24 protein-coding genes are annotated in these 23,917 nt (G+C 71.1%); 9 read left to right on the top strand and 15 right to left on the bottom strand.

Annotated elements, in window-relative coordinates; genetic code table 11:
- Genes ACIO9J_RS06065 through ACIO9J_RS06055 form a run of 3 tightly spaced genes read left to right on the top strand, consistent with a single transcriptional unit; the run spans position 1 to position 1,696 of the window.
- Complete coding sequence (locus ACIO9J_RS06065) at positions 1 to 525, top strand: carboxymuconolactone decarboxylase family protein (RefSeq protein WP_401993314.1); 525 nt, start codon at positions 1 to 3, stop codon at positions 523 to 525.
- Positions 522 to 968: a carboxymuconolactone decarboxylase family protein gene (locus ACIO9J_RS06060; protein ID WP_401993311.1), complete on the top strand. Its 447-nt coding sequence runs from the start codon at positions 522 to 524 to the stop codon at positions 966 to 968. The genes ACIO9J_RS06065 and ACIO9J_RS06060 overlap by 4 nt, the downstream gene beginning before the upstream one ends.
- Positions 965 to 1,696, top strand: coding sequence for an isocitrate lyase/phosphoenolpyruvate mutase family protein (locus tag ACIO9J_RS06055; RefSeq protein ID WP_401993308.1), 732 nt, complete (start codon positions 965 to 967; stop codon positions 1,694 to 1,696). Before ACIO9J_RS06060 ends, ACIO9J_RS06055 begins: the two co-directional genes overlap by 4 nt.
- Before the next feature lie 99 nt (positions 1,697 to 1,795).
- Here ACIO9J_RS06055 and ACIO9J_RS06050 read toward each other — a convergent pair whose 3' ends face one another.
- The 5 genes from ACIO9J_RS06050 to ACIO9J_RS06030 all read right to left on the bottom strand — a co-directional run bounded on the left by ACIO9J_RS06050 (position 1,796) and on the right by ACIO9J_RS06030 (position 9,054).
- Positions 1,796 to 2,761, bottom strand: coding sequence for a glycine betaine ABC transporter substrate-binding protein (locus ACIO9J_RS06050; RefSeq protein WP_401993305.1), 966 nt, complete (start codon positions 2,759 to 2,761; stop codon positions 1,796 to 1,798).
- Between the two features lie 2 nt (positions 2,762 to 2,763).
- Positions 2,764 to 4,731 (bottom strand): ABC transporter permease, encoded by a 1,968-nt coding sequence (locus ACIO9J_RS06045; RefSeq protein WP_401993302.1) that lies wholly within the window; start codon positions 4,729 to 4,731, stop codon positions 2,764 to 2,766.
- Complete coding sequence (locus tag ACIO9J_RS06040) at positions 4,731 to 5,849, bottom strand: glycine betaine/L-proline ABC transporter ATP-binding protein (RefSeq protein ID WP_401993299.1); 1,119 nt, start codon at positions 5,847 to 5,849, stop codon at positions 4,731 to 4,733. The genes ACIO9J_RS06045 and ACIO9J_RS06040 overlap by 1 nt, the downstream gene beginning before the upstream one ends.
- On the bottom strand, positions 5,846 to 7,381 hold the full coding sequence (locus ACIO9J_RS06035) for a GMC family oxidoreductase (RefSeq protein WP_401993297.1): 1,536 nt from the start codon (positions 7,379 to 7,381) through the stop codon (positions 5,846 to 5,848). The genes ACIO9J_RS06040 and ACIO9J_RS06035 overlap by 4 nt, the downstream gene beginning before the upstream one ends.
- 143 nt (positions 7,382 to 7,524) lie before the next feature.
- Entirely contained in the window at positions 7,525 to 9,054 is a 1,530-nt protein-coding gene (locus ACIO9J_RS06030; RefSeq protein ID WP_401993294.1) for an aldehyde dehydrogenase family protein, read from the bottom strand.
- A gap of 165 nt (positions 9,055 to 9,219) precedes the next feature.
- On the opposite strand from ACIO9J_RS06030, the gene ACIO9J_RS06025 reads away from it, so the two are divergent.
- Positions 9,220 to 10,149, top strand: a complete 930-nt coding sequence (locus ACIO9J_RS06025; protein WP_401993291.1) for a hypothetical protein — start codon at positions 9,220 to 9,222, stop codon at positions 10,147 to 10,149.
- A gap of 1 nt (position 10,150) precedes the next feature.
- Here the strand turns inward: ACIO9J_RS06025 and ACIO9J_RS06020 are convergent, their stop codons facing one another.
- Together ACIO9J_RS06020 and ACIO9J_RS06015 are read right to left on the bottom strand one after the other, a co-directional pair.
- Positions 10,151 to 10,735: a hypothetical protein gene (locus ACIO9J_RS06020; protein ID WP_401993288.1), complete on the bottom strand. Its 585-nt coding sequence runs from the start codon at positions 10,733 to 10,735 to the stop codon at positions 10,151 to 10,153.
- Positions 10,735 to 10,980: a helix-turn-helix transcriptional regulator gene (locus tag ACIO9J_RS06015; protein WP_401993285.1), complete on the bottom strand. Its 246-nt coding sequence runs from the start codon at positions 10,978 to 10,980 to the stop codon at positions 10,735 to 10,737. Before ACIO9J_RS06015 ends, ACIO9J_RS06020 begins: the two co-directional genes overlap by 1 nt.
- Before the next feature lie 65 nt (positions 10,981 to 11,045).
- On the opposite strand from ACIO9J_RS06015, the gene ACIO9J_RS06010 reads away from it, so the two are divergent.
- Positions 11,046 to 11,375 carry a hypothetical protein gene (locus tag ACIO9J_RS06010; RefSeq protein WP_401993282.1) on the top strand — a complete coding sequence of 110 codons (330 nt, stop codon included), beginning with the start codon at positions 11,046 to 11,048 and terminating at the stop codon, positions 11,373 to 11,375.
- 62 nt (positions 11,376 to 11,437) lie between these two features.
- On the opposite strand, the gene ACIO9J_RS06005 is transcribed toward ACIO9J_RS06010, so the two are convergent.
- On the bottom strand, positions 11,438 to 12,388 hold the full coding sequence (locus ACIO9J_RS06005; protein ID WP_401993279.1) for a LysR family transcriptional regulator: 951 nt from the start codon (positions 12,386 to 12,388) through the stop codon (positions 11,438 to 11,440).
- Positions 12,389 to 12,555: 167 nt separating this feature from the next.
- On the opposite strand from ACIO9J_RS06005, the gene ACIO9J_RS06000 reads away from it, so the two are divergent.
- Entirely contained in the window at positions 12,556 to 13,893 is a 1,338-nt protein-coding gene (locus ACIO9J_RS06000) for an MFS transporter (RefSeq protein WP_401995830.1), read from the top strand.
- A 102-nt stretch (positions 13,894 to 13,995) separates the two neighbouring features.
- Here the strand turns inward: ACIO9J_RS06000 and ACIO9J_RS05995 are convergent, their stop codons facing one another.
- Positions 13,996 to 14,985, bottom strand: coding sequence for a malate dehydrogenase (locus ACIO9J_RS05995; protein ID WP_401993277.1), 990 nt, complete (start codon positions 14,983 to 14,985; stop codon positions 13,996 to 13,998).
- A gap of 942 nt (positions 14,986 to 15,927) precedes the next feature.
- Entirely contained in the window at positions 15,928 to 17,172 is a 1,245-nt protein-coding gene (locus ACIO9J_RS05990) for a DUF2690 domain-containing protein (RefSeq protein ID WP_401993274.1), read from the bottom strand.
- A 330-nt stretch (positions 17,173 to 17,502) separates the two neighbouring features.
- Between ACIO9J_RS05990 and ACIO9J_RS05985 the strand changes: the two genes are divergently transcribed.
- Positions 17,503 to 18,051, top strand: a complete 549-nt coding sequence (locus tag ACIO9J_RS05985; protein ID WP_401993272.1) for a peptidoglycan-binding protein — start codon at positions 17,503 to 17,505, stop codon at positions 18,049 to 18,051.
- A gap of 144 nt (positions 18,052 to 18,195) precedes the next feature.
- Here ACIO9J_RS05985 and ACIO9J_RS05980 read toward each other — a convergent pair whose 3' ends face one another.
- Positions 18,196 to 18,705: a helix-turn-helix domain-containing protein gene (locus tag ACIO9J_RS05980; RefSeq protein ID WP_401993269.1), complete on the bottom strand. Its 510-nt coding sequence runs from the start codon at positions 18,703 to 18,705 to the stop codon at positions 18,196 to 18,198.
- A gap of 421 nt (positions 18,706 to 19,126) precedes the next feature.
- Here ACIO9J_RS05980 and ACIO9J_RS05975 point away from each other — a divergent pair, with 421 nt between their 5' ends.
- On the top strand, positions 19,127 to 19,462 hold the full coding sequence (locus ACIO9J_RS05975; RefSeq protein ID WP_401993266.1) for a hypothetical protein: 336 nt from the start codon (positions 19,127 to 19,129) through the stop codon (positions 19,460 to 19,462).
- 19 nt (positions 19,463 to 19,481) lie between these two features.
- Here ACIO9J_RS05975 and ACIO9J_RS05970 read toward each other — a convergent pair whose 3' ends face one another.
- The 4 genes from ACIO9J_RS05970 to ACIO9J_RS05955 form a co-directional block, all read right to left on the bottom strand.
- A complete protein-coding gene (locus ACIO9J_RS05970; protein WP_401993263.1) occupies positions 19,482 to 20,165 on the bottom strand; it encodes a response regulator in 684 nt (227 codons plus the stop codon).
- 4 nt (positions 20,166 to 20,169) lie between these two features.
- Positions 20,170 to 21,351, bottom strand: coding sequence for a sensor histidine kinase (locus ACIO9J_RS05965; protein WP_401993261.1), 1,182 nt, complete (start codon positions 21,349 to 21,351; stop codon positions 20,170 to 20,172).
- Between the two features lie 264 nt (positions 21,352 to 21,615).
- Positions 21,616 to 22,089 (bottom strand): DUF3017 domain-containing protein, encoded by a 474-nt coding sequence (locus tag ACIO9J_RS05960; RefSeq protein ID WP_401993258.1) that lies wholly within the window; start codon positions 22,087 to 22,089, stop codon positions 21,616 to 21,618.
- A 19-nt stretch (positions 22,090 to 22,108) separates the two neighbouring features.
- A complete protein-coding gene (locus tag ACIO9J_RS05955; RefSeq protein WP_401993255.1) occupies positions 22,109 to 22,963 on the bottom strand; it encodes a bifunctional methylenetetrahydrofolate dehydrogenase/methenyltetrahydrofolate cyclohydrolase in 855 nt (284 codons plus the stop codon).
- A 255-nt stretch (positions 22,964 to 23,218) separates the two neighbouring features.
- Here ACIO9J_RS05955 and ACIO9J_RS05950 point away from each other — a divergent pair, with 255 nt between their 5' ends.
- On the top strand, positions 23,219 to 23,848 hold the full coding sequence (locus ACIO9J_RS05950) for a hypothetical protein (RefSeq protein ID WP_401993252.1): 630 nt from the start codon (positions 23,219 to 23,221) through the stop codon (positions 23,846 to 23,848).
- Positions 23,849 to 23,917: the final 69 nt, after the last annotated feature.

Raw genomic sequence — 23,917 nt, 5'->3', positions numbered from 1 at the left:
ATGACGACGAACGAGAACACCACCGGGACCACCACAGGCGCCACCAAGGAGTACGTCCACGAGCACACCCCCCGCCTGGCCTGGGCCCAGCACGCGCCCGAGGTCTTCAAGGCCATGATCAAGCTCGACACGGCCGCCCGTAAGGGCCTCGACCCGGTGATCTTCGAGCTCGTCAAGATCCGCGCCTCCCAGCTCAACCACTGCGCGCTCTGCCTCGACATGCACACCAAGGACGCCCTCGCGGCCGGTGAGAGCGTGGAGCGGATCATCCAGCTCAGCGCCTGGGAGGAGTCGCAGCACTTCTACACCGCCAAGGAGGTCGCCGCGATCGAGCTGACCGAGGCGATCACCGTGCTGACCGACGGATTCGTGCCGGACGAGGTGTACGAGAAGGCCGCCGCGCACTTCGACGAGGCGGAGCTGACCCAGCTCATCGCCGCGATCACCGTCATCAACGCCTGGAACCGCTTCGGCGTCAGCACCCGCCAGGTGCCGGGCCACTACAAGGCGGGGGAAGCCAAGTGAGCGCGCGTACGACGCACTTGGACAAGGGGGTCGCCGGGGCGATGAGCGCGCTGAGCGCCGCCGCCAAGCAGGGGTTCGGCGACCCCGCGCTCGCCGAACTGGTGATGATCAGGGCCTCGCAGATCAACGCCTGCGCGTTCTGCCTGGACATGCACATCGACATCGCGGTGAAGAACGGCGAGGACACCAAGCGGATCGCTCTGCTCAACGCCTGGGCCGAGGGCGGGGAGTTGTTCGACGCGCGCGAGCGGGCGGCGCTCGCGCTGACCGAGGCGGTCACCGTGCTCACCGACGGATTCGTGCCGGACGAGGTGTACGCGGAGGCGGCCAAGCACTTCGGTGAGGCCGAACTCGCCCATCTCATCGGCCTGATCGCCGTCATCAACAGCTGGAACCGGCTGATGGTCAGCCGCCGCATCGAGGCCGGCGGACCCGCGTGGTGAGCGCCGTCGACACGCTGCGCGCCCTGCACCACGACCGGGCGCCCGGCGATCCGCTGGTCCTGCCGGGCCCGTGGGACGCGGCGAGCGCGCGGGTCTTCGAGGAGGCGGGCAGTCCGGCGCTCGCCACGCCGAGCGCGGGCATCGCCCTCTCCCTCGGGTACGAGGACGGGCAGGTGCCGCCGGACGAGATGTTCGCGGCGGTCGCCCGGATCACCCGTGCCGTGTCCGTGCCGGTGACGATGGACGCGGAGGCGGGCTACGGCCTCGGCGCCGGGGAGCTGGTGGACCGGCTGCTCGAAGCGGGCGCGGTCGGCTGCAACCTGGAGGACTCCCACGGGGGCCACGAGGCGGGGGTGCTGCGTGACCCCCAGGAGCAGGCGGACTGGCTCGCGCGGGTGCGGGCGGCCGCGGGCGACCGGCTCGTGATCAACGCGCGGGTCGACACGTTCGTACGGGGCGTCACCGATCCGGAGCGGGCCGTCGAGCGGGCGCGGCTGTACGTGGCGGCGGGCGCGGACTGTGTCTACCCGATCCTGGCGCCGGTCGAGGCGATTCCCGCGCTGCGGGCGGGAGTTGAGGGACCTCTCAACCTTTTGGCGCGGGCGGGTGGGCCCTCTCCCCAGGAGCTGGGGGAGCTCGGCGCCACGCGGATCACCTTCGGGCCCGGACTGCTGCACAGGAGCATGTCGGCCTTGCGGGGCATCGCCGAGGAGCTGACCAAGGCGTAGGCAGAGGCGTAGGCACAGTCGTCGGACGTGGAAGTGCCGGGTGCCCTCCGAAAGAGGCACCCGGCACAACGTGCGACGACGGTCCTGCTGCCGACCGCCCTACTTAGGAAGCCACGCCTTCCACTTCGCCTCGTTCTTGTCGATCCACGCCTTCGCCGCGTCGTCCGGCGACATCTTCTTGTCGGCGATCATCAGCGAGACCTCGTTCTGGTCCGCCTCCGACCACTTGAAGTTCTTCAGGAACTTCGCGGCCTCGCCGCCGTTCTTGGCGAAGTCCGCGTTGAAGTACTTCTGGAGCGGCGTGTGCGGGTAGGCGCACTTGATCTTGGCGGGGTCGGCGTCGCAGCCCTCCTTGTACTCGGGCAGCTTCACCTCCGTCATCGGCACCTTCTCGAACAGCCACTGCGGCTTGTACCAGTAGGTGAGGAACGGCTTCTGCTTCTTGGCGAACTGCTCGATCTGGGTGATCTGCGCCGCCTCGGACCCCGCGAAGACGACCTCGTAGTCCAGGTCGAGGTTCTGCACCAGGGCCTTGTCGTTCGTCACGTACGACGGGGAGCCGTCCATGAGCTGGCCCTTGTCGCCGCTCTCGGACGTACGGAACTGGTCGGCGTACTTGTTGAGGTTCTTCCAGTCCGTGACGTCCGGGTGCTTCTTGGCGAAGTACGTCGGGACGTACCAGCCGATGTGCCCCGTCACGCCGACGTCGCCGCCGGGGACGATCGTCTTCTTGTCCTTGACGTAGCGCTGTTCCTGCTCGGGGTGGCCCCAGTCCTCCATGATCGCGTCGACGCGGCCCTGGCTGAGGGCGTCCCAGGCGGGGACCTCGTCGATCTGGACCTTGTCGACCCGGTAGCCCAGCTCGTTCTTGAGCAGGTACTCGGCGACCGCGACGTCCGCCTGCGCGCCCACCCAGGACTGGACCGAGAGGGTCACCGTCTTGGCGCCCGCGGCGTTCGCGTACGGCGACGACTGCTTGGTCATGTCGGCGGCACCGCAGCCGGAGAGCGCGATGAGGGCGCCGCCCGCCGTGACAGCGCTCAGTACACGCGTACGTACACGCATGGTCACGCTCCCTTCTTGGCGCGGCGTTCCGTCGGCTGCGTCACCCGGTCGAGCATCAGGCCGAGGCAGACGATCGCGGCACCGGCCACCAGGCCGGTCGCCAGGTCGCCCTGTGCGATGCCGAACACCACGTCGTAGCCGAGCGCGCCACCGCCGACCAGACCGCCGATGACGACGACGGCGAGGACCAGGACGACGCCCTGGTTGAGGGCGAGCAGCAGGGCGGGGCGGGCCAGCGGGAGCTGGACCTGGCGCAGTTGCTGCCAGCTGGTGGCACCGAGGGAGCGCGAGGACTCCATCGCGGCGCCGTCGACCTCGCGCAGGCCCTGCGTGGTGATGCGCACGACGGCGGGCAGCGCGTAGACGACGGCCGCGGCGACCGCGGGGGCGCGGCCGATGCCGAAGAGGGCGACGACCGGGATGAGGTAGACGAACTGCGGCATCGTCTGGAAGACGTCGAGCACCGGGCGCAGCAGCCGTTCGAGCCGTGCGCTGCGGGATGCGGCGATGCCGATCGCGAAGCCGAGCACCACCGTCACGGCGACACCGGCGAGGACCTGCGAGAGCGTGTCCAGGGACTTGTTCCACACGCCGAGCACGCCGATCGCGGCCATCGCGGCGACGGCGGTCAGCGCCGTCTGCCAGGTGCCGATCAGCCAGGCGAGCGCGGCGACGATGAGCAGCACCGACCACCAGGGCAGACCCTGGAGGCCGTCGCGGACCGGGTTGAGGACCCAGGTGGTGAAGTGCGCGGCCCAGTCGGCGGTGCCGCCGACGACGGGCACGTCGGTGTAGAGGTGGTCGACCATCCAGTCCTTGGCCGTGTTGACCGAGGGGGCGATGTTCACGACCCAGCCGGTCGGCCAGTCCACGCGGTCCGCGAAGCGGGCGGCGAGCGCGGCGACGACGGTGACCGCTGCGGCGATCGACCAGCCGCGCCAGCCGCGCAGCGCCGAGGTGTCCTCCACGTGCGCGCCCATGCGCTCACCGGCCGCGCCGGTCACCCGGTCGAGGACCACGGCGAGCAGCACGATCGGGATGCCGCCGGCGAGCGCCTGACCGACGTCGACGGTGGACAGCGCCTGGTAGACGCGGTCACCGAGGCCGCCGGCGCCGATCACCGAGGCGATGACGGCCATGGAGAGCGCCATCATGATCGTCTGGTTGACGCCGAGCAGCAGCTGCTTGAGGGCGAGCGGCAGGCGGGCGGAGAACAGCCGCTGGCGCGCGGTCGCGCCGAGCGAGCTCACCGCCTCCATCACGCCGCCGTCGGCGCCGCGCAGGCCGAGCGCGGTGAGCCGGGCCATGGGCGGCGCCGCGTACACGACCGTCGCGATGACGGCGGCGGGGACGCCCATGCCGAAGACGAGGGCGAACGGCAGCAGGTACGCGTAGGCGGGCAGGACCTGCATGGTGTCGAGGACGGGCCGCAGGATCCGGAAGATCCGGTCGTTGAGGCCGCCCGCGAGACCGAGCAGCAGGCCCAGGACGACCGAGGCGAGGACCGCCACGATCATCAGGGCGAGCGTCTGCATGGTCGGCACCCACATGCCGAGCAGACCGCACACGGCGAACGAGGCGGCCGACATGACGGCGAGCTTGACGCCCGCGACGCGCCAGGCGATCAGCCCGGCGGCGGCGGTCACGCCGGCCCAGCCCGCGGCGAGCAGCACCAGGTAGACGCCGCGCACCGAGAGCACGATGGCGTTGCTGACGTGCCCGAAGAAGTAGGTGAACAGCCAGTGGCTGTCCCGGTTGTCGATGATCCAGTCGGTGGTCTTGCCCAGCGGCTCGGACAGGTCGACGGTGAGCGCGCCCGGCCAGGCGCCGGACGCCCACTTGGCGTTGAGGATCGGCACGACGACAGCCGCGGCGACGGCGAGCAGCAGGAGCTTGCCGACGGCACGGTGGCGCAGGAGCGCACCGATTCCGGTATCTCGTACGGGACCCGATGCGGTGGCGGTGGCCATCAGGCGACCACCTCGCCCTTGCCGGGGGCCGTTCGCGCCGCGGACGTGGTGCCCGCGACCACGGCGAGCAGTCCGGCGTGGTCGACCACGCCCAGACAGCGCTTGCCGTCCATCACGCGTACCGGGAAGCCGGAGCGGGCGACGGCCTCGATGGCCTCGGCGACCTTGGCGTCGGGCGCGAGGGCCGCGCCGCGGGACTCCTCGTCGGCGTCGGCGGGGCGCATCGCGCTGCGCACGCTCATCACGTCGGCGCGGGCCACGTCGCGGACGAAGTCGCGGACGTAGTCGTCGGCCGGGGAGCCGACGATCTCCTCGGGGGTGCCGAGCTGGACGACCTCGCCGTCGCGCATCAGGGCGATGCGGTCGCCGAGCTTGAGGGCCTCGCTGAGGTCGTGGGTGATGAAGACCATCGTGCGGCCCTCCTCACGGTGCAGCCGGACGACCTCTTCCTGCATGTCGCGGCGGATCAGCGGGTCGAGCGCGCTGAACGGCTCGTCGAACAGCAGGACTTCGGGGTCCACGGCGAGGGCGCGGGCCAGGCCGACGCGCTGCTGCTGGCCGCCGGAGAGCTGGCCGGGCTTGCGCTGTTCGAGGCCTTCGAGGCCGACCTTCTCGACGACTTCGAGCGCCTTGGCGCGGCGCTCGGCCTTGCCGACGCCCTGGATCTCCAGGCCGTACGCGACGTTGTCGAGGACCGAGCGGTGCGGCAGCAGGCCGAAGTGCTGGAAGACCATGGCGGCGCGGTGCCTGCGCAGTTCGCGCAGGCGGGCCTTGTCCATGGCGAGGACGTCCTCGCCGTCGATGGCGAGGGCGCCCGATGTCGGCTCGATGAGCCGGGTCAGGCAGCGTACGAGGGTGGACTTGCCGGAGCCCGACAGGCCCATGACGACGAAGACCTCGCCCTTGTTGACCTCGAAGGACACATCGCGCACGGCGGCGGTGCAGCCGGTCCGCTCACGCAGTTCGGCGGGGCTCAGGCCGTGCAGCGAGGTGTCCTCGGGTATGCGCTCGGCCCTGGGGCCGAAGACCTTCCAGAGGTTCTTGACGGCGAAGACGGGGCCGCCCTCGCCGTTCGTCTTCGCGGTGTCCGTGGATGTCGTCACGGCGGCCTCGCTCATCGGCCGTCACCGCCCAGCATCTCGGCACATTTCTCCCCGACCATGAGTACTCCGATCATCGGGTTCACGGCGGGCATCGTCGGGAAGACGGATGCGTCCGCGATACGGATTCCTGCCATGCCCCGGATGCGCAACTCCGGGTCGACCACGGCGAGTTCATCAGTGGAAGCACCCATTCGGCAGGTGCCCGCCGGGTGGTAGACGGTGTGCGCGGCCTTGCGGACGAGCTCGCTGATGTCAGCGTCCTCGGTGACCTCGGGGCCGGGGAAGACCTCGCGCTTGAGCCACTTCTTGAAGGGCTCGGCCTGCGCGACCTTGCGCGCGAGCTTGATGCCGTCGACGAGCGTCTGCCCGTCGTAGTCGCCCTCGTCCTCGAAGTACTTGAAGTCGAGCGCGGGCTTGACCTCCGGGTCCGCCGACGTCAGGTAGAGACGGCCGCGGGCGCGGGACTTGGGGATGTTCGGCGTCATCGACACACCGTGCTCGGGGCGCTCGTAGCCCAGCCGCTCCGGGTTGTCGGTGAAGGGGATTTGATAGAAGTGGAACATCAGGTCCGGGCCCTTGTGGTCCGGGTCCCGCTTCACGAAGAGACCGGCGTCCGAGTCCATCGCGGAGTTGCCGGGGATCGGCCCGTTGGTCTCCCACACGATGACCGACTCGGGGTGGTCGATGAGGTTCTCGCCGACGCCGGGCAGGTCGTGCACGACCGGGATGCCGAGGGCTTCGAGGTCCTTCTTCGGGCCGATGCCGGAGTGCATGAGCAGCCGCGGGGTGTCGACGGCGCCGGCGCAGACCAGCACCTCGTCGCGCGCGGTCAGCAGCTTCTCGGCGCCGTCCTTGGTGCGGATGTGGACGCCGCGGGCGGTCTTGCCGTCGAGCTCCAGCTTGGTGGCCCAGGTCTCCAGGAAAAGGTGGAGGTTCGGACGGTCACCGGCCTCCATGTGGGGGTGCAGGTAGGCGACCGACGCGGAGGAACGCTTGTTGTTCTCCGGGTGGTACGAGAGGTCGAAGAAGCCGACGCCCTCGTCGAAGGGCTTGTCGTTGAAGCCGACGACCTCGGGGACGCCGAGCGCGCTCTTCGTCGCCTCGACCCAGTCGGTGGCGATCTGGTTCTGGTCCTTCTTGGCGACGCGCACGACGTTGTTGCGCAGCTTGCCGAAGAAGGGATCCATGGCCTTGGCGCCCCAGCCCGTGGCGCCCGCCTCTTCCCACTCGTCCCAGTCGGAGGGCAGCGGCTTGAAGGAGATCAGGGTGTTGTGCGACGAGCAGCCGCCGAGCACCTTGGCGCGGCTGTGCAGGATGTGCGAGTTGCCGCGCGGCTGTTCCGTGGTGGTGTAGCCGTAGTCGAGGTCGCCGCCGAGCAGGCCGAGCCAGCGCCTGAGCGTGAGGACGTCCTCGCGGTCGATGTCGCTGGGGCCGCCCTCGATCACGGCGACGGTGACGTCCGGGTTCTCGGTGAGGCGGGAAGCGATCACCGATCCCGCGGTGCCGCCACCGACGATGACGTAGTCGTACTCGGTCTGGTCAGACATGCGTGCGTGCTCCTCTTCCTGCGAGGTCGTGCGAAGGTGCTTGCGCGTAATGAGCGGGGGGGTGCTCTGGGGGAGTGAAGGTGCTTGACGTACGTGCGCGGGGCGGTGGGTGCCGCCCCGCGCGTACCGCTACGTGCCGGGGCTCAGCCCGCGAACCAGCGGACCGGCTGTGGCGCCAGGTTCTGGTAGATGTGCTTGGACTCGCGGTACTCGGCGAGTCCGGCGGGGCCGAGCTCGCGCCCGACGCCGCTCTTGCCGAAGCCGCCCCACTCCGCCTGCGGCAGGTAGGGGTGGAAGTCGTTGATCCAGATGGTGCCGTGGCGCATCCGGCGGGCCATGCGGCGGGCGCGGCCCGAGTCGGTGGTCCACACGGCGCCCGCGAGACCGTACTCGGTGTCGTTGGCGAGCGCGACGGCCTCGTCCTCGGTGCGGAAGGTCTCGACGGTCAGGACCGGGCCGAAGACCTCCTCGCGCACGACCTTCATCTCACGGTGGCACTGGTCGAGCACGGTCGGCTCGTAGAAGTAGCCCTCGGCGGGACGCACGTCGCTGGGCTCGGGGCGCTTGCCGCCGGAGCGGAGCACCGCGCCCTCCTCCAGGGCGGAGGCGACGTACATCTCGGTCTTCTCGCGCTGCTGCACCGAGACGAGCGGGCCGCACTCGACGCCCTCCTCGGTGCCGCGGCCGAGCTTGATCTTCTGCGCCCTGCGGGCGAGTTCGGCGACGAAGCGCTCGCGGACCGACTCCTCGATGATGAGGCGGCCACCCGCGGAGCAGACCTGCCCGCTGTGGATGAAGGCGGCGTTGAGCGCCTGGTCGACGGCGGTGTCGAAGTCCTCGTCGGTGGCGCAGGCGTCGGCGAACACCACGTTGGGGTTCTTGCCGCCGAGTTCGAGGGCGACCTTCTTCACGCCGAGCGCGGCGGCCTGGGCGACCTTGGTGCCGGAGACGAGGCCGCCGGTGAAGGAGACCAGGTCGACGTCGGGGTGGTCGGAGAGCCGGGCGCCGACGGTGTGGCCGGGGCCCGTCACGATGTTGGCGACGCCGGCGGGCAGGCCCGCCTCGACGAGCAGCTCGATCAGCGCGACCGTCGTCAGCGGAGTGACCTCACTCGGCTTGATGACGAAGGTGTTGCCCGCGGCGAGCGCCGGGGCGATCTTCCAACTGGCTTGCAGGAGCGGGTAGTTCCAGGGCGTGATCATCGTGCAGACGCCGACGGGCTCGTGCACGACGACGCTGTGGATGTCGTCGGACCCGGCGTCGACCACACGGCCCGCGCCCTCGCCGATCACCAGGTCGGCGAAGTAGCGGAAGGCGTCGGCGACGCAGTCCACGTCGACCCGGCCCTCTTCGAGGGTCTTGCCGGCGTCGCGGCTCTCCAGGAGACCGATCTCCTCACGGTCGCGTACGAGGAGATCGGCGACCCGGCGAAGCAGCGCGGCGCGCTCGGCGACCGGCGTGCCCGGCCAGGGGCCCTCGTCGAAGGCCGTGCGGGCTGCTGCGATGGCGGCGTCCGCGTCTTCCGTGGAGCCCTCGGCGATCACGGCGAACGGCTTGGCGTCCGCCGGGTCGAGGATCTCGCGGGTGGCTCCGGAGGCGGCGCTCAGCCACTCTCCGCCCACATGGATGGTCTGTTGTGCGGACACGTCCCGTTTGCCTTCCGTTCCTGTCATTTGCCCCGCCTGTCACTCGCGGTAGCCGGGTGCACCTGCCCTGAGGTGGAGAAAGCATGCGCAACCCGTGGCCGAAAGTGCGCTGTGTCACTGCGTGTGCGGGCACTCGGACCCAAACGTACGCTCGATGCATGGTTTGTCACCGGAGGTGACGTGAGGAGTGGAATGTCCAGGAAGCAGCTGACGGCGAGCGCGGCCTGCTGCGCGGCCGCGCTCCTCATCCTCCCCGCATGTTCGTCCGACGGCGACGGCAAGGACAAGACCCGGGGCACCAGCAGTGCAGACACCGGGAACGAGACCGGGAGCGGGGGCGGCGACGGGAACGGCGTCGCGGACCTCAGCGCGCGGGAGATCTCCGACAAGGCCAAGCAGGAACTGCTCGACGCGACATCGGTGCACCTTTCGATGAAGGCGACGGGGGCGGACGCCACGAGGGGCACGGATTCGGACACCGAGTCCGACGCGGATTCCGACCCGGATTCCGACTCCGGCACGGACTCGGACTCGGACTCGGACTCGGACTCGGACGACCCGGCGTCGATGGAGCTGACCCTCGACCGCGACGGCAACTGCGTCGGCTCGATGAAGATGGCGAACGGCGCCGCCCTCGACCTGGTCAAACGCGGCGACAAGGTGTGGATGAAGCCGAACGCGGAGTTCTGGCGGACGCAGGTGCCCGGCGGCCAGGGCGAGGCGGCCGCCGAGATCTTCAAGAACCGCTACGTCCACGGCAGCACGAGCGACCCGATGCTCAGGGAGGTCACCGGCATCTGCGACCTCGGCAAGATCCAGAAGGACATCACAGACGACGCCGACGACACCGACGACGAGGCGAAGTCGCTGCGCAAGGGCGGGTCCGCGAAGGTCGGCGACACCCCCGCCATCACGCTGACCGGCAAGGACGACGGCAAGGAGACCACGCTCTACGTGGCCACCGAGGGCAAGCCGTACCTGCTGAAGGCGGTGGAGAAGGGCGACGGCGACGACACGACGACGACCTTCTCCGGCTACGGCGAGCCGGTCCCCTCGAAGACGCCGTCACCCGACGAGTCGGTCGACGTCTCCAAGCTCCAGGACCAGTTGCGGAAGACCTGAGTCAGCCGGCCGCGGCGGCGGTTCCGACGGGCTCCTCGTCGAAGTCGTCCGCCGGCTCGTCGACGGCCGTCAGGCCCGCCGTCCACAGCGGCATCAGCCAGTGCACGACGAAGACGCCGAACAGGACCGGGAAGATCATCCCCTCGATCTCGAACCCGGCGAGACCCGCGACGCCCACGGCGACGGTCACGCCGAGCAGCAGCCACATCATCGTCCGGTGGGCGCGGCTGACCACACGGTCCTTCTCGGCGCGCTGGCGCTCGTCGAGGGCGCGGGCGCGCAGTTCGAGCAGGCCGCGGGTGGCGCCGTTGATCACGCCGGTCGCGACGCACCACGGCAGCAGGACGCCGAGCAGTCCGTACGTCGCCCAGCGCTCGTCCCCGAGTACGGAGGAGATCCAGAACGCGATGCCGACCGCGGTCAGCGCGATGTGCGCGACCACGACGGCGCGGCGGCGCCCGGCGGTGGCGTACAGCGGGGCGGCCTCGCGGCGGTTCATGACGGCGTACATGCGCCGGTCGTATCCGGTCATCCGCCCCTGCGTGCCCTCGCCGCTCGTCCCGCTCGTCCCGCTCGCTCCGCTCATCACTGATTCCTCCCGTAGACCTGATCGGTGAGCGGGCGGAACGGGTCGAGGGAGAACAGCGCCTCGACCGGCAGCTCGAAGAACTTCGCGATCCTCAGCGCGAGGTCGAGGCTCGGGTTGTACTGCCCCCGCTCGATGTAGCCGATGGTCTGGTAGTGGGCTCCCACTGCCTCGGCCAGGCTCTGACGCGATACCTTCCGCTCGGCGCGCACCATCGCCAACCTGTTGTGCACTTGCTCGCTCATGTATAAGAAGTACTACATCCATGAGCAGGTGAGCAATATCTGCCACGCACACAGGGAGTGACTGCATGTTCGGCAAGCGGGAGACGTCGGTGGTGGTCCTGCGCGACGCGGACCTGATCACGGAGCGGATCGCGGAGCGCATCGCGGAGGCACTGGAGCGGGCACCCGAGGCGGAGCGCCCCGGCCTCGAACGCGCGGCCGCACTCGTCGCGGAGGCCACCCTGACCGACACGGCCCCCGAACTCCGCGCCCGCTGGGTCCGCCAGCGCCTCGCGGAAGCCGGCTACGAGGGAGCCCTGGACTCAGTGGCGGCGGTCAAGGCCCTCCGCCAGATGGAACCGGGCCTGACCCTGGTGGCGGCGGTACAGCTGACGAAGGAGGCGGCGGAGGCGTAGCGGGCTCCTCGGCGCCGAGGAGCCGACCCGCCCGGCGCCGGTGACCGGCCGGGCCGTCGAGGTCACCCCGAGGCCACCGCCCCCCGCTCCCCCGCCACCAGCCCCCGCACACACCCCCGCAGCCACGCGTGTGCGGGGTCCGCGTCGTGGCGGGGGTGCCAGGCCATTCCCAGGGGGAGTGGAGGGAGGTCGAGGGGGATGTCGAAGGCGATCAGGCCCACCTCCTTCGCGAGCGGGTGGGCCCAGGAGGTGGTGAGGCCCACCAGGTCGGTGCGTCGCAGGACGAAGACCGACGAGGAGAACGTCGCCACGCTGCCCACCACCCGCCTGGCCAGGCCGAGTTCGGCGAGCGCCGCGTCCAGCGGTCCGGCGAGACGACCCCGGCGCGAGACGGTCAGATGACTCGCGTCCGCGAGCCGACGGGGCGTCAACTTCCCCTTGAGCAGCGGGTGTCCTGGCCGTACGACACCGAGCATCCGGTCCTCACGGAAGTGCTCGACCCGCACCTCGGGCGCGACCGTGTCGATCACCCCGACCTCCAGATCCGCGGTGCCCTGGCGCAGCACGGGCGCGTCCAGATGGCTCTCGCCGAGGAAGCGCAGGCGCACGCCGGGGGCCTCGTCGGCGGCGCGGGCGAAGAGCCCCGGCGCGTACGCGGCGGCGAACGCGTCCGAGCCGAGGATCGTGAGCGTGCGCGAGACCGTGCGCAGATCCACGGCGCCGGGCCCGGCGAAGAGCGCGCGGGCCCGCTCCACCACGGCGCCCACCTCGGCCCGCACGGCCAGCGCGTGCGGCGTGGGCACCATCTGCCGCCCCGCCCTGACCAGCACCGGATCACCGAGCGCCTTGCGGATGCGGCCGAGCGTGCGGCTCATCGCGGGCTCCGACAGATGCAGCCGACGGGCAGCGCCCGACACGCTCTGCTCGTCGAGCAGCACGTCGAGCGCGACCAGCAGATTGAGATCGATCCCCACGGCACCACCCACGGCGCCTCCGGATTGCGTCACACGCATTCATCCCTTGCGAAAGATGCACTGGAAAGCAAGTCGGTGCCGAGCCTACGGTGACAGGGCACCCCACACCACGCCGCTCCCGAGGAGGAGCCTTGCTCTCGCCTGCCCGCACACCCGTCGACACCCCGGCCCGCACCCCGACGCCCGCACCACCCCCGCGCCGCTCGGTGCTGTTCGCCCTCTGCGCCTGCGTCCTCGCCGCCCAGGGCATGGTCGCCGCCATCAACCTCCTTGTCCCGCAGCTGAGTTCGTCCTCGCTGCACCCCTCCCCCAGCCAGCTCCTGTGGACCGTCGACGCCTACGTCATCGCGTTCGCCGGCCTCCTCATCCCGGCCGGCGCCTTCGGCGACCGCTACGGACGCAAGGGCGCGCTCCTCGGCGGCCTCGGCCTCTTCGCCGCGGGCGCCGCCGTCAGCGCGCTCGCCGCCGCACCGGCGACGCTGATCGCCGGACGGGCCGTCTCCGGCGCGGGCGCCGCGCTGATCATGCCCGCCACCCTCTCCATCCTGATGCGCGTCACCCCGCTCGCCCACCGCCCGCGCGCCCTGGCCTCCTGGGCGCTCTCCGCGGGACTCGGCGGCCTCGCGGGCAACATCGGCGGCGGACTCATCGGCTCCTACCTGCCCTGGCAGGCACTGTTCTGGGTGATGGTGCCGTTCGCCGCGCTCCTCGCGCTGGCGGTCGCGCTGACAACTCCCCGTACGGACAAGGCAGTCGAGGCACCCGCCCTCGACCCCCTCGGCACGCTGCTGCTCACCGGCGGGCTCCTCGCCCTGCTCTTCGGCATCATCGAGAGCCCGCTGCACGGCTGGACGTCCGCACGCATCCTGACGGCGTTCGCCGCGGGCGCCGTACTCATCGCCCTCTTCGTCCTGCACGCGCTGCGCTCCCCCGCGCCCCTCTTCGACCCCCGGGTCTTCGCCTCGGCACCGCTGCGCGCGGCGACCCTGGGCACGGCGGTGAGCTTCTTCGGCCTCTTCTCGCTCTTCTACGTCAACTCGCAGTTCCTGCAGTACGAGAAGGGGTACGACGCCGCACGCGCGGGCCTCGCGATCATCCCGCTCACGATCGGCATGGTGCTGATCCCCCGGCTCGCCGCGCGCTGGTCGGCGCGCCCCCGCCCCGTGGTGGGCGGCGGCCTGCTCCTGATCGGCATCGGCCTGCTCGGCGCGTCCACCGCGACCGGCTCGACGCCCTACGCGCTCTACGCCTGCTGGCTCCTGATCATCTCCGCGGGCACGGGCCTGTGCATGCCCGCACTGACCCTGAGCGTCGTCAGCTCGCTCCCGCCCCACCAGGCGGGCCTCGGCTCCGGCCTCAGCACCTCGGCGCGCGAGGTGGGCGCGGCCCTCGGCGTGGCCGTCACCGGCACGGTCCTCGCCTCGCACGGCGGGGACGGCTTCGCGGGCGGCATGGCGGCTGCGCTGCGGATCGTGGCGCTGGTGGTGATCGCGGCGGCGGGCCTGGTCACGCTCGGCTACGGCAGGACGCGCCCTCGCGCCTGACCGCCCCGTACACGACAGGTGCCCCCTGGCGACCGCGAAGAGCGGCAGCCAGGGGGCACCTGTAACCCGAATACGAGATCAGACCAGACCTGATCAGACCGATCAGATCAGACCAAGACCACGCACGGCCTCGCGCTCCTCGACGAGCTCCTGCACGGAGGCGTCGATGCGGGTGCGCGAGAACTCGTTGATGTCCAGGCCCTGGACGATCTCGTACCTGCCGCCCTCGGTGGTGACGGGGAAGGAGGAGATGAGGCCCTCCGGAACGCCGTACGAACCGTCCGACGGGATGCCCATGGAGGTCCAGTCGCCGGCGCCCGTGCCGTTCACCCACGTGTGGACGTGGTCGATGGCGGCGTTGGCGGCGGAGGCGGCCGAGGACGCGCCACGGGCCTCGATGATCGCGGCGCCGCGCTTGGCGACGGTCGGGATGAACTCGTCGGAGAGCCAGGCCTGGTCGCTCACGACGTCCGCGGCGTTCTTGCCGGCGATCTCCGCGTGGAAGATGTCCGGGTACTGGGTGGCCGAGTGGTTGCCCCAGATGGTGAGCCGCTTGATGTCGGAGACCGAGGAACCGGTCTTCTTCGCGAGCTGCGAGAGCGCGCGGTTGTGGTCCAGACGGGTCATCGCGGTGAAGCGCTCGGCCGGTACGTCCGGGGCGGCGGCCTGCGCGATGAGCGCGTTGGTGTTGGCCGGGTTGCCCACGACGAGGACCTTGATGTCGTCCGCGGCGTGGTCGTTGATGGCCTTGCCCTGGGGCTTGAAGATGCCGCCGTTGGCCTCGAGCAGGTCGCCGCGCTCCATGCCCTTGGTACGGGGGCGGGCGCCGACGAGCAGCGCCACGTTGGCGCCGTCGAAGGCGACGTTCGGGTCGTCACTGATCTCGATCGAGTTCAGCAGCGGGAAGGCGCAGTCGTCGAGCTCCATGGCGGTGCCCTCGGCGGCCTTCAGCGCCGGCGTGATCTCCAGAAGGCGCAGGTTGACCGGCACGTCCGCGCCGAGCAGGTGGCCCGAGGCGATGCGGAAGAGCAGCGCGTAGCCGATCTGGCCGGCCGCGCCGGTGACGGTGACATTCACGGGAGTGCGGGTCATGGCGATCTCCGTAAGACAGCTGGCGGTGGGGGTCCCTGTCCTTCGTACGTGGATCCCCTGGTTCCTGGATCCCCGCCGACGCCGCGCCGAGTCCTCGATCGCCTCTCGATGATCGATCTCTTGGCATCAAGAGAGATCCGCCGTCAGGCTATCGCGCCCCGGGCACCCCTGGTCCCCGGGTCCGTGTGGCCCAGCACACAAGCCCCGTGGGGGGGCGGCCGCCACCTCGGGAGAGGGAGCGTGGCGGCCGCCGTGGGGGTGTGACCACTCCCGTGGGGGTACGGTGCGCCTGCCCTCCGGGAAGCGTGTCATTCCCCCCTCCCCTCATTTTCTTCTCCCGGCACCGGGGGACACGGCGTCCTACGCCCCCGTGATCGCCCCTCGGCACCCAGCGGCACGATTGCCCACGGCGGGAACTCCCCACGTCCGGCGCGACGGCACCGTGTCTACGGTGGCGCGTTGGGGTGGTGGGGGAGGCGGTGGGTCTCTTCGTGCGGCTCGGTGGTCGTGCGCCTCGGGTGCGGGTGTGGGGCGGGGCCGCGCCGGTATGTCCGTCCTCGCTATCCCGGTGAACCCTCGTCGCCATGCACCTCGGCACGCGGCCACCAGTGCTCCGGGCAGACATACCGCCACGTCCCCTCAGGAGCACTCGCGGCTGCGGGCCGGTGGGGCAGCAGCACGGTCCGGGCGTCTGTGGGGCAGCCCCCACCGGGGCGCGGCCGCGGAACCGGCCCGAGGGGACGTGGGGGTATGTGTGCACGGAGCACAAGCGGCCACCGAGGCAAGGAAGCAAGTCCAAGTGAGCACCGCCCCGGGATAGCGAGTACGTACATACCCCCACGGCCCCGCCCCACAGACGAACAGAGCGCACCAGCCCACCCGGACCCGCAGACGAACCCGCCCCGGCCCGCGCCCAGCGCACGCAACCGACAGACGAACCAACTACTCCGTGCAGCCCGTCTGCCCAGACTTCAGCGTCGCGCACGCCTTCGCCGCCGTGCCCGACTTCGCCGCCACCATCGGCGTATACGCGTCGAAGTCCTTGTCGACCGTCCCCGTCTGCTTCGCCCCCGTACCCCCACCGCCCCCGGTGATCTCGACCTCGTCCCCCGGCGCCGCCTGCGTGATCCGCGCCCACGCCGCCCCGCACACCTTGCTGTACCGCACCTCGATCACGGTCTTGGTGCCGATCGTCGCCCGCGACGTCGTCTTCGCCAACTCCCCGCCGCAGCCCATGTTCTCGGGGTCCTTGCCCGCGCAGTCCGTGCCACTGCACTCGACCCCCGCGGGCAGATCCGCCCCGCTGGAACTCGGCGTGGCGGACGGCTTCGCCTCGTCGTTCTTGTCGTCACCGCCCCGCGTCAACAGCACCGCCGCCGCGATGACGACGAGCGCCCCGACCGTCCCCGCGAGGAACATCGTCAGCTTCCTGCGCCGCCGCTGCCCGTCAGGAGAGGAGGAGGAAGCGGGAGGAGCAGGAGGAGTGGGAGAAGGGGGTGCACCCGCACCGCCCGCGCCACCCGCCCCGAACGCCGACGCCGAGACATCCTCGTACGAGGACGAGGGCGCGCCGAAGGTGCCGGGAGCCGACGGAGAAGGAGAAGGAGAAGAAGCGGAAGGTGATGAAGGAGGTGAGGAGGGGGACGCGGACGGGGCGGCGGACGGCGACGAGGCCGGTCGCTGCGGCGGCACCGTGGGCGAGACGCCCGCGGGCCCGGCGATCCCGATCCCACCGACCCCGTTCCGGGGGGCCGCCCCGTCGCCCTTGCCCTTGGGCGACTTGGCGGCCTTGCCCGCGCCGCCGCCCGCGCCACCCGACGCCGAGGAGGAACCGGTCGGATTCGGCCCCAACTCCCCCAGCGCGGCCCGCGCCTGCGAGATCCGGATCGCCTGCATGGTCATGTCGTGCCGCATCTCGGAACGGCTCCACGCCCGCTCCGCGAGCTCCCACATGGTGATGAGATGCACGGGCTGCGTCCCGGTCACCTCGGCGAGCGCGACGATCGCACCCTTGGGTGCGAGCAGCCGCCCGTTCAGATAGCGCTCCCACGACGTCTTGCTGTAGCCGGTCCTGTCGGACACGGCCGCGATGCTCAGCCCACTGCGGTCGACGAGCCTGCGCAACTGGCTGGCGAACTCCCTGACCTGCGGGTCGAGCTCATCCGGTAGCGCCTTCCAACGAGGCATTGCTCCCCCTATTCACCCCGTACGTGCCTGTCCTGCCCCCGCGCGTCCGTCTCGCCGCGATCCCGTTCTGGACTACCCAGAGGGATGCGCAAAGCCAGGATGTCAGTTCCCGCTGTGGGGGCGCACGGGAGCGTTCGGGCCACTGGCGTGCAGTGCCGCACTCCCCGCGATCCGCGGACCAGTGTCCCACCGCCGTCCCGCTCCACGATGCGGAACCCCTGGTAGCGGCCCGGGACGTCCCGAAGCCTCCCGATTGCGGGAGTTGGCCCTTTTTCCCCCGCTCCGGTCCCGCGAGGATCGGAACGGACAGCGCACCACTAGGGGGATCACATGCGCAAGACCACGAGCAGGTCCAGGCGGCTGCTGAGGACGGCGGTGGCCGTGACGGCGGGGGCCGGCATCGCGCTCGGCGGGCTGGCCCCGCTGGCCCAGGCGACCGGGCCGCACGTCGTGGACGGCAGGGGAGCCGCGTACAACGACTGGGGCGACGAGGGCGACCTCTCCCGCTGGAGCCACGCCGACAGCAACGCCACCCGGCTGTGGCAGACCGTCCTGTACGCGGACGGGGCGAAGTGGAAGGACGGCAACGGCAAGCGGCACGCCTTCACGAAGTGGGACATCGACGGCCGCTTCGGCAAGCGGACGGAGTCCGCGACGCGCTACTGGCAGCACAACGAGGAGTTGGAGGACGTCGACGGCATCGCGGGCAAGGAGACGTTCGGCGCGGCCGACGACTTCCTCGACGGCCCGCACGGGGGCGGCGGCTGGGTCACGTACACCGGCTACAGCCACGACGTGGCGTTCAAGCGCCTCGACGGCACGTACTACGTGAAGGTCGGCGGCCACTGGAAGAAGGCGTCGTACGACTGGCGCAGCTGATCGACCGACTGCCGCAGCCGATCGACGACGGCGGTCGCACCGGCCGGCCGCAGGGGGACCGTCACGCACGGGACCACAGGGGGGCCGTCACGCACGGGACGGTCCCCCGACCCCTGCCCGCACCGCCCGCCCGCACCGCCCCGCTCAGCGCGCCCCCGCCAGCTCCCCGAGCAGCAGGATCAAGCCGACGAGCAGGACGACCACGAGGCCGAACGCGGCGCAGGCGAGGAGCCGCCAGGGCGGCGGTTCGCGCCGCGCGGGCGGCGGCGTCCCCGGCTCCGGGGGCAGCGGCTCCCACCACGGCACCGTGGGCTCTTCACCGCCCCCCGGAGCGTCCACAGCGTCCACGTCCGGCACGGCGGCGTCCCGCGCGTCCGGGGCGCCCCGGGGCCACGCCCGCACCGCCAGCTCCCACCGCGCGCCGAACCGTTCGCCGTCCGCGCCCGCCACCCGGCACAGCGCCGCGACGGCCTGCCGGGGCGGTGGCTGCTGGGCGTTGAGATAGCGCTGCCAGGAGGACTTGCTGTACGCGGTCCGCTCCCCGAGCGCGACGAGGCTGAGGCCCGTGCGGTCCTTGAGCAGCCGCAGCTGTTCGACGAAGTGGCGTACCTCAGGGGGGAGCTCGTCAGGAAGCGGCTGCCAGCACGTGCCCATGACTCACCCCCCGGTGCGGCCCGTTCAGTCGAAGTGACGGCGGCGGAACGGCGATTGGTTCCTTCCACCGGTTCCGGCCGCTTTCCGCTCGTTTTGTAAGGACATCGGACCAGGCCCGTTGCGCGCCCCGAACACCGTTGCGGAATGGTCACCTCCGTGCCACAGGCACCGGTCATCCCTTGTCCGGGATTGGCGGGTCCATGACTCTGGATCTCGAGCGAAACACATCGCTTACATCGGCTGATTCCGACCAGGATCGGCCTCCTGAGCGGCGGCGCTCGTCCTCCCACGGGGGTGAGGACGGGCGTCGTCCCACGAAAGGGTCTAAGTGCCGCGCACCGCCGCGTGCCGCGGCCCGGAAGCACGCGGGATCGGCAGAGTTCGTGAGGCAACACAAGCCACCTCACGAAGGGACCCGGACATGACGTACGGAACCCACATCGCCCGTCTCGCAGGCGGCGCACTCGCCGCCTGCGCACTCCTCGCCACCGGCCTCGCCTCGGCACCCGCGGCGACGGCGGCGCCCGCCCAGGCCGCCCCGCACGCCGCGATCCGGGGCACCGCTCCCGCCTGCGTGAAACGGGACGTCATCAAGCACAAGAAGTACGTGAAGGTGACCAACCTCTGCGGTGAGGCGATGCACCTGAAGGTCGTCATCGACTGGGGCAACGACTCGCCGTGCCTGACCTACCAGCACGGCGAGCAGTGGGAGTGGAACTGGGGCCGCGGCTCGTACGGCAAGGTGGTCACCTGCTGAACCGCCCGCCCGGGGCTCCTCACGCGCCGGGCGTGACGAGCCCCGTCTCGTAGGCGACCACCACGGCCTGCGCCCTGCTGTCCAGGTCGAGCTTGCTCATCGTGCGGTTGAGGTGCGTCTTGACCGTGGCCTCGCTGATGTAGAGGCGCTCGGCGATCTCCGCGTTGGTCAGGCCCCGCGCGATCAGCTTCAGGACCTCGACCTCGCGCAGGGTCAGCGCCGTCAGGTCGGGCGGCGGCTCCTCGCCCGCGCCGCCGGGACCCGCCGTCTGCCGCGCGAACGCCTCCACCAGGCGCCGCGTCACGCTGGGCGCGAAGAGCGCGTCGCCGCCGCCGACCGCCGCCACCGCGGCGAGCAGGCGCTCGGGCCCGGAGTCCTTGAGCAGGAACCCGGAGGCTCCGGCCCGCAGCGCCCCGTAGACGTACTCGTCGAGGTCGAAGGTGGTCAACACCAGGACGCGCGGCGCCGGTTCGGGTGCCTGCGCGAGGATCTTCGAGGTGGCGGTGATGCCGCTCATGCCCGGCATCCTGATGTCCATGAGGATCACGTCGGGCCGGGTCCGCGCGGCGAGCGCGACCGCCTCCGCACCGTCCCCCGCCTCACCCACGACCTCGACGCCCGGCGCAGCCCTGAGCAGCCCCACCAGGCCCGCGCGGATGAGGAACTGGTCGTCTACCACGAGCACTTTGATGCAGCCGGTCATCCGGTCATTCCGTAGCGTCGTCCCCCTGCGCTGCGGCCCGCGCCGAGGTCGGCAGGGTGAGTCGCACGGCGAACCCTCCCTCGCTCAGCGGGCCGATGCTGATCGTCCCGCCGTAGAGCTTGGCCCGCTCCCGCATCCCAAGCAAGCCGTGCCCGCTACCGGTCCGTACTCTGTCCTGAATCCTCCCCTCTCCGCCGGACGGTTCGGTGTTGGTGACGGACACCTCGATGTGCTGGCGCAGATAGGCGAGTTCGACGGTCGCCTCGGCACCGGGGGCGTGCTTGAGGACGTTGGTCAGCGCCTCCTGGACCACGCGGTAGGCGCAGAGTTCGACGCCGGGCGCGAGTTCGCGCGGCGTGCCCGTGACGCGCAGTTCGACGGCGACCCCGCCGCCGCCCACCCGCTCGACCATCTCGCCCAGGCGGGCGAGCCCCGGCATGGGCGCGTCGGGGGCGTCCGGCCCGTCCTCGCCGTCGTCGGGCCCCGAGCGCAGCACGCGCAGCATGCGCCGCAGCTCTTCGAGCGCCTCGCCGCTGGTGCCGGAGATGGTGCCGAGGGCCGCGTGCGCGGTGCTGGGGTCTGAGGTGAAGACGAACCGCGCGAGGCCCGCCTGCACGGAGATCACCGACATGTGGTGGGCGACGACGTCGTGCAGCTCACGGGCGATCCTGCCGCGCTCCTCGGCGACCTCGCGCCGGGCCCGCTCGTCCTGCTCGCGCTTCAACTGCCGTGCCAGTTCGGCCGATTGACGCGCCACGAAGCCGAAGCGCCACAGCACGAGCGAGAACCCGACGGCCTGCCCCACGACGGACGCCATCACGGCGTCCTTGCTGACCAGGCCCGCGTAGATCCATACGGCGCACATCAGCCCGGCACCCGGCAGGGAGACGCGGACGGGGTACACGGACGCGACCGTGTAGACGGCGATCATCGGCCCGAAGGTGTTCACGACCGGCCAGTAGCCGAGGGTGACGTACACGACGCACGCGAGGTGGACGACGAGCAGCACCGTGAGCGGCAGCCGGCTCCTGAGCACGACCGGCAGGTTGACGAAAGCCACCAATACGTAAGCCCTGGCGTCGAGTTCGGGCCAGCCCTGGCGCACGGACTCCTGCCCGAGCAGCACCGCCACCGTGGCCAGGGCGACCGCGATGAGCGCGTCGACGACGAGGGGGTGGATCCGCATCGCCGCAGCGTAGCCCGCGTTCGGGCGGCGTCACGTCAACCAGCGGCGGTACCGCGAAAGTTGTAGGAACCGCGCGGCTACCGCACAGGGTGACCCCGGCCTCCACCCAGCACGCGATGACGTCCGCCGTGCGGGTCCGTAGATTCGGTCGGGAGCAGGCAGTGCCGGGACGCACCGGACCGGCCGGCCCGACGGCGATGGCCCGTCCTCTCCGGGGGAAGGACGGGCCATCGCCCACTCGCCGCACGCGCGCGGCGTGCTGTCTCAGATCGTGTAGTGCAGCGTGTCGTCCAGGAACGGGATCTCCAGGACCGGCTCCGGCTGCGCCATCAGCGCCAGGAGCACGATCGCGCCACCGAGCACCCCGTAGGTGACCATGTCCGTGAACCGCGAACGGACCGCCAGCATCCCGACGTCCGGCAGCATCCAGCGCAGCACGGCGCCGCCGATCAGCGCGAGACCGATCAGGATCGTGCCGAAGCGGAACACGTCGAGCGCGGTGAGCAGCAGCCCGAGCCCGACCGTGGAGACCACGGTGAGCAGCGGCCACTGCCGGGCGGGCGCGGGCGCGTCGCCGGGCGCGGCACGGCCGCCGCCCTCGGGCCGCGCGGTGTCCCGGGTGAACAGCGGGAAGCGGCGCGACACCTTCCGCGGCCGCCCGTCCGGGCTGGGGGCGCTGACCGCGCCCTTGGCCTCGGGAACATCCGGGGTCCGCCCCGGCTCAGGTCCTGCACTCATGGCCTCGCACCTTTCCCGTTCAGCGCGCGGAGCGCTCCGCCGCCTCGACGACGTTCACCAGGAGCTGCGCGCGGGTCATCGGGCCGACGCCGCCCGGATTCGGCGAGATCCAGCCCGCCACCTCGGCGACGCCCGGGTGGACGTCCCCGACGATCTTGCCGTTCTCGTCGCGCGAGACGCCGACGTCCAGGACGGCGGCGCCCGGCTTCACGTCCTCGGGCTTGATCAGGTGCGGCACACCGGCGGCGGCGACGATGATGTCGGCGCGCTTCAGGTGCACGGCGAGGTCACGGGTGCCGGTGTGGCACTGCGTGACGGTGGCGTTCTCCGACTTGCGGGTGAGAAGCAGCGGCATCGGCCGGCCGATGGTCACGCCGCGGCCGACGACGACGACCTCGGCGCCCTTGATCTCCACGTCGTGCTGCCGGAGCAGCCGGATGATTCCGTACGGCGTGCAGGGCAGCGGCGCCGGCTCGTTCAGGACGAGGCGGCCGAGGTTCATCGGGTGCAGGCCGTCGGCGTCCTTGTCCGGGTCCATGAGCTCCAGGACGCGGTTCTCGTCGATGCCCTTGGGCAGCGGCAGCTGGACGATGTAACCCGTGCAGTCCGGGTCCTCGTTGAGCTCGCGGACGACCGCCTCGATCTCCTCCTGCGAGGCGGTGGCGGGCAGTTCGCGCTGGATGGAGGCGATGCCCACCTGCGCGCAGTCGCGGTGCTTGCCCGCGACGTACTTCTGGCTGCCCGGGTCGTCGCCGACCAGGACGGTACCGAGTCCGGGCGTGACGCCCTTCTCCTTCAGGGCCGCCACGCGGGCGGTCAGTTCGGACTTGATCGCGGCTGCGGTGGCCTTGCCATCGAGAATCTGGGCGGTCATGCCCCCATCTTCCCGGATGAGCCCCGCCCGGTACCAATCAGGGCGCTCCCCCGGGCGTACCACCGTCCCCACGCTGATCAGCGAGGTTGCACTTGCACAACACATAGGGAATGCGGCTGGACAAATAAGCCACGCCTAAAGAACGATATGCGGCACAGTGCCGCGGGCAGTGTCGGGGGGACGGACCGCATCTGTAGAACCTTCCTCCGTGATGTGCCGCGTCGTCCCCGCACTACCCGACGGAGGAAGACCGCCATGAGTTACGGCGACCCGAACAACCCATACGGGCAGCCGCCCCAGCAGCCCCCGGCCGCTCCCGGGTACGGCTACCCCCAGCAGGGCCCGCCCGGCGTCCCGCCGCAGCAGGCCTACGGCTACCCGCAGCAGCAGCCGGGCTACCCCGGTTACCCGGGCGGCAACATGATGCAGCAGTCGATGCCGGGTCTCCTGATGACCGCGCGGGTCTTCCTGTTCCTCATCTCGTCGGTGCAGATCCTCTCGGCGATCGGCTTCCTCTACGGCGCGGCCGTCGCCAACGACGTCTCCGACAGCGCCGACGACTTCGGGTTCAACGACACGAGCAACTTCGGCGACGCGGCCACCGGCCTTTTCGTGGTCTTCGCGCTGATCGCCGCGGGACTCGCCGCCCTGTCGATCACGCTCGGCGTGAAGTTCGGCCGCGGCGGCCAGGGCGTGCGCATCACGACGGTGGTGTACGGCGCCCTCGGCGGCATCGTCGGTCTGATCTACCTCTTCGTCGGCCTGGACACCGGCCTGGCGACCGCGATCATCGGCCCGCTCATCTGGGTCGTCTTCGCCGTCATCATCACGATGGCCCCGGTCGTGCCGAGCGGCACCGCGTGGTTCAACCGCCCGCGCTACTGAGCGAGTCGGGTACGTACGACGGTGGCCGCGCCCCCTGCGAGGGGCGCGGCCACCGTCATGTGCGGCTGA

The sequence above is a fragment of the Streptomyces sp. NPDC087300 genome (assembly GCF_044744425.1).
GTDB lineage: Bacteria > Actinomycetota > Actinomycetes > Streptomycetales > Streptomycetaceae > Streptomyces.
The sequence above is the reverse complement of the archived record's forward strand: the minus strand, read 5'-3'. Positions and strand labels throughout refer to the sequence as shown.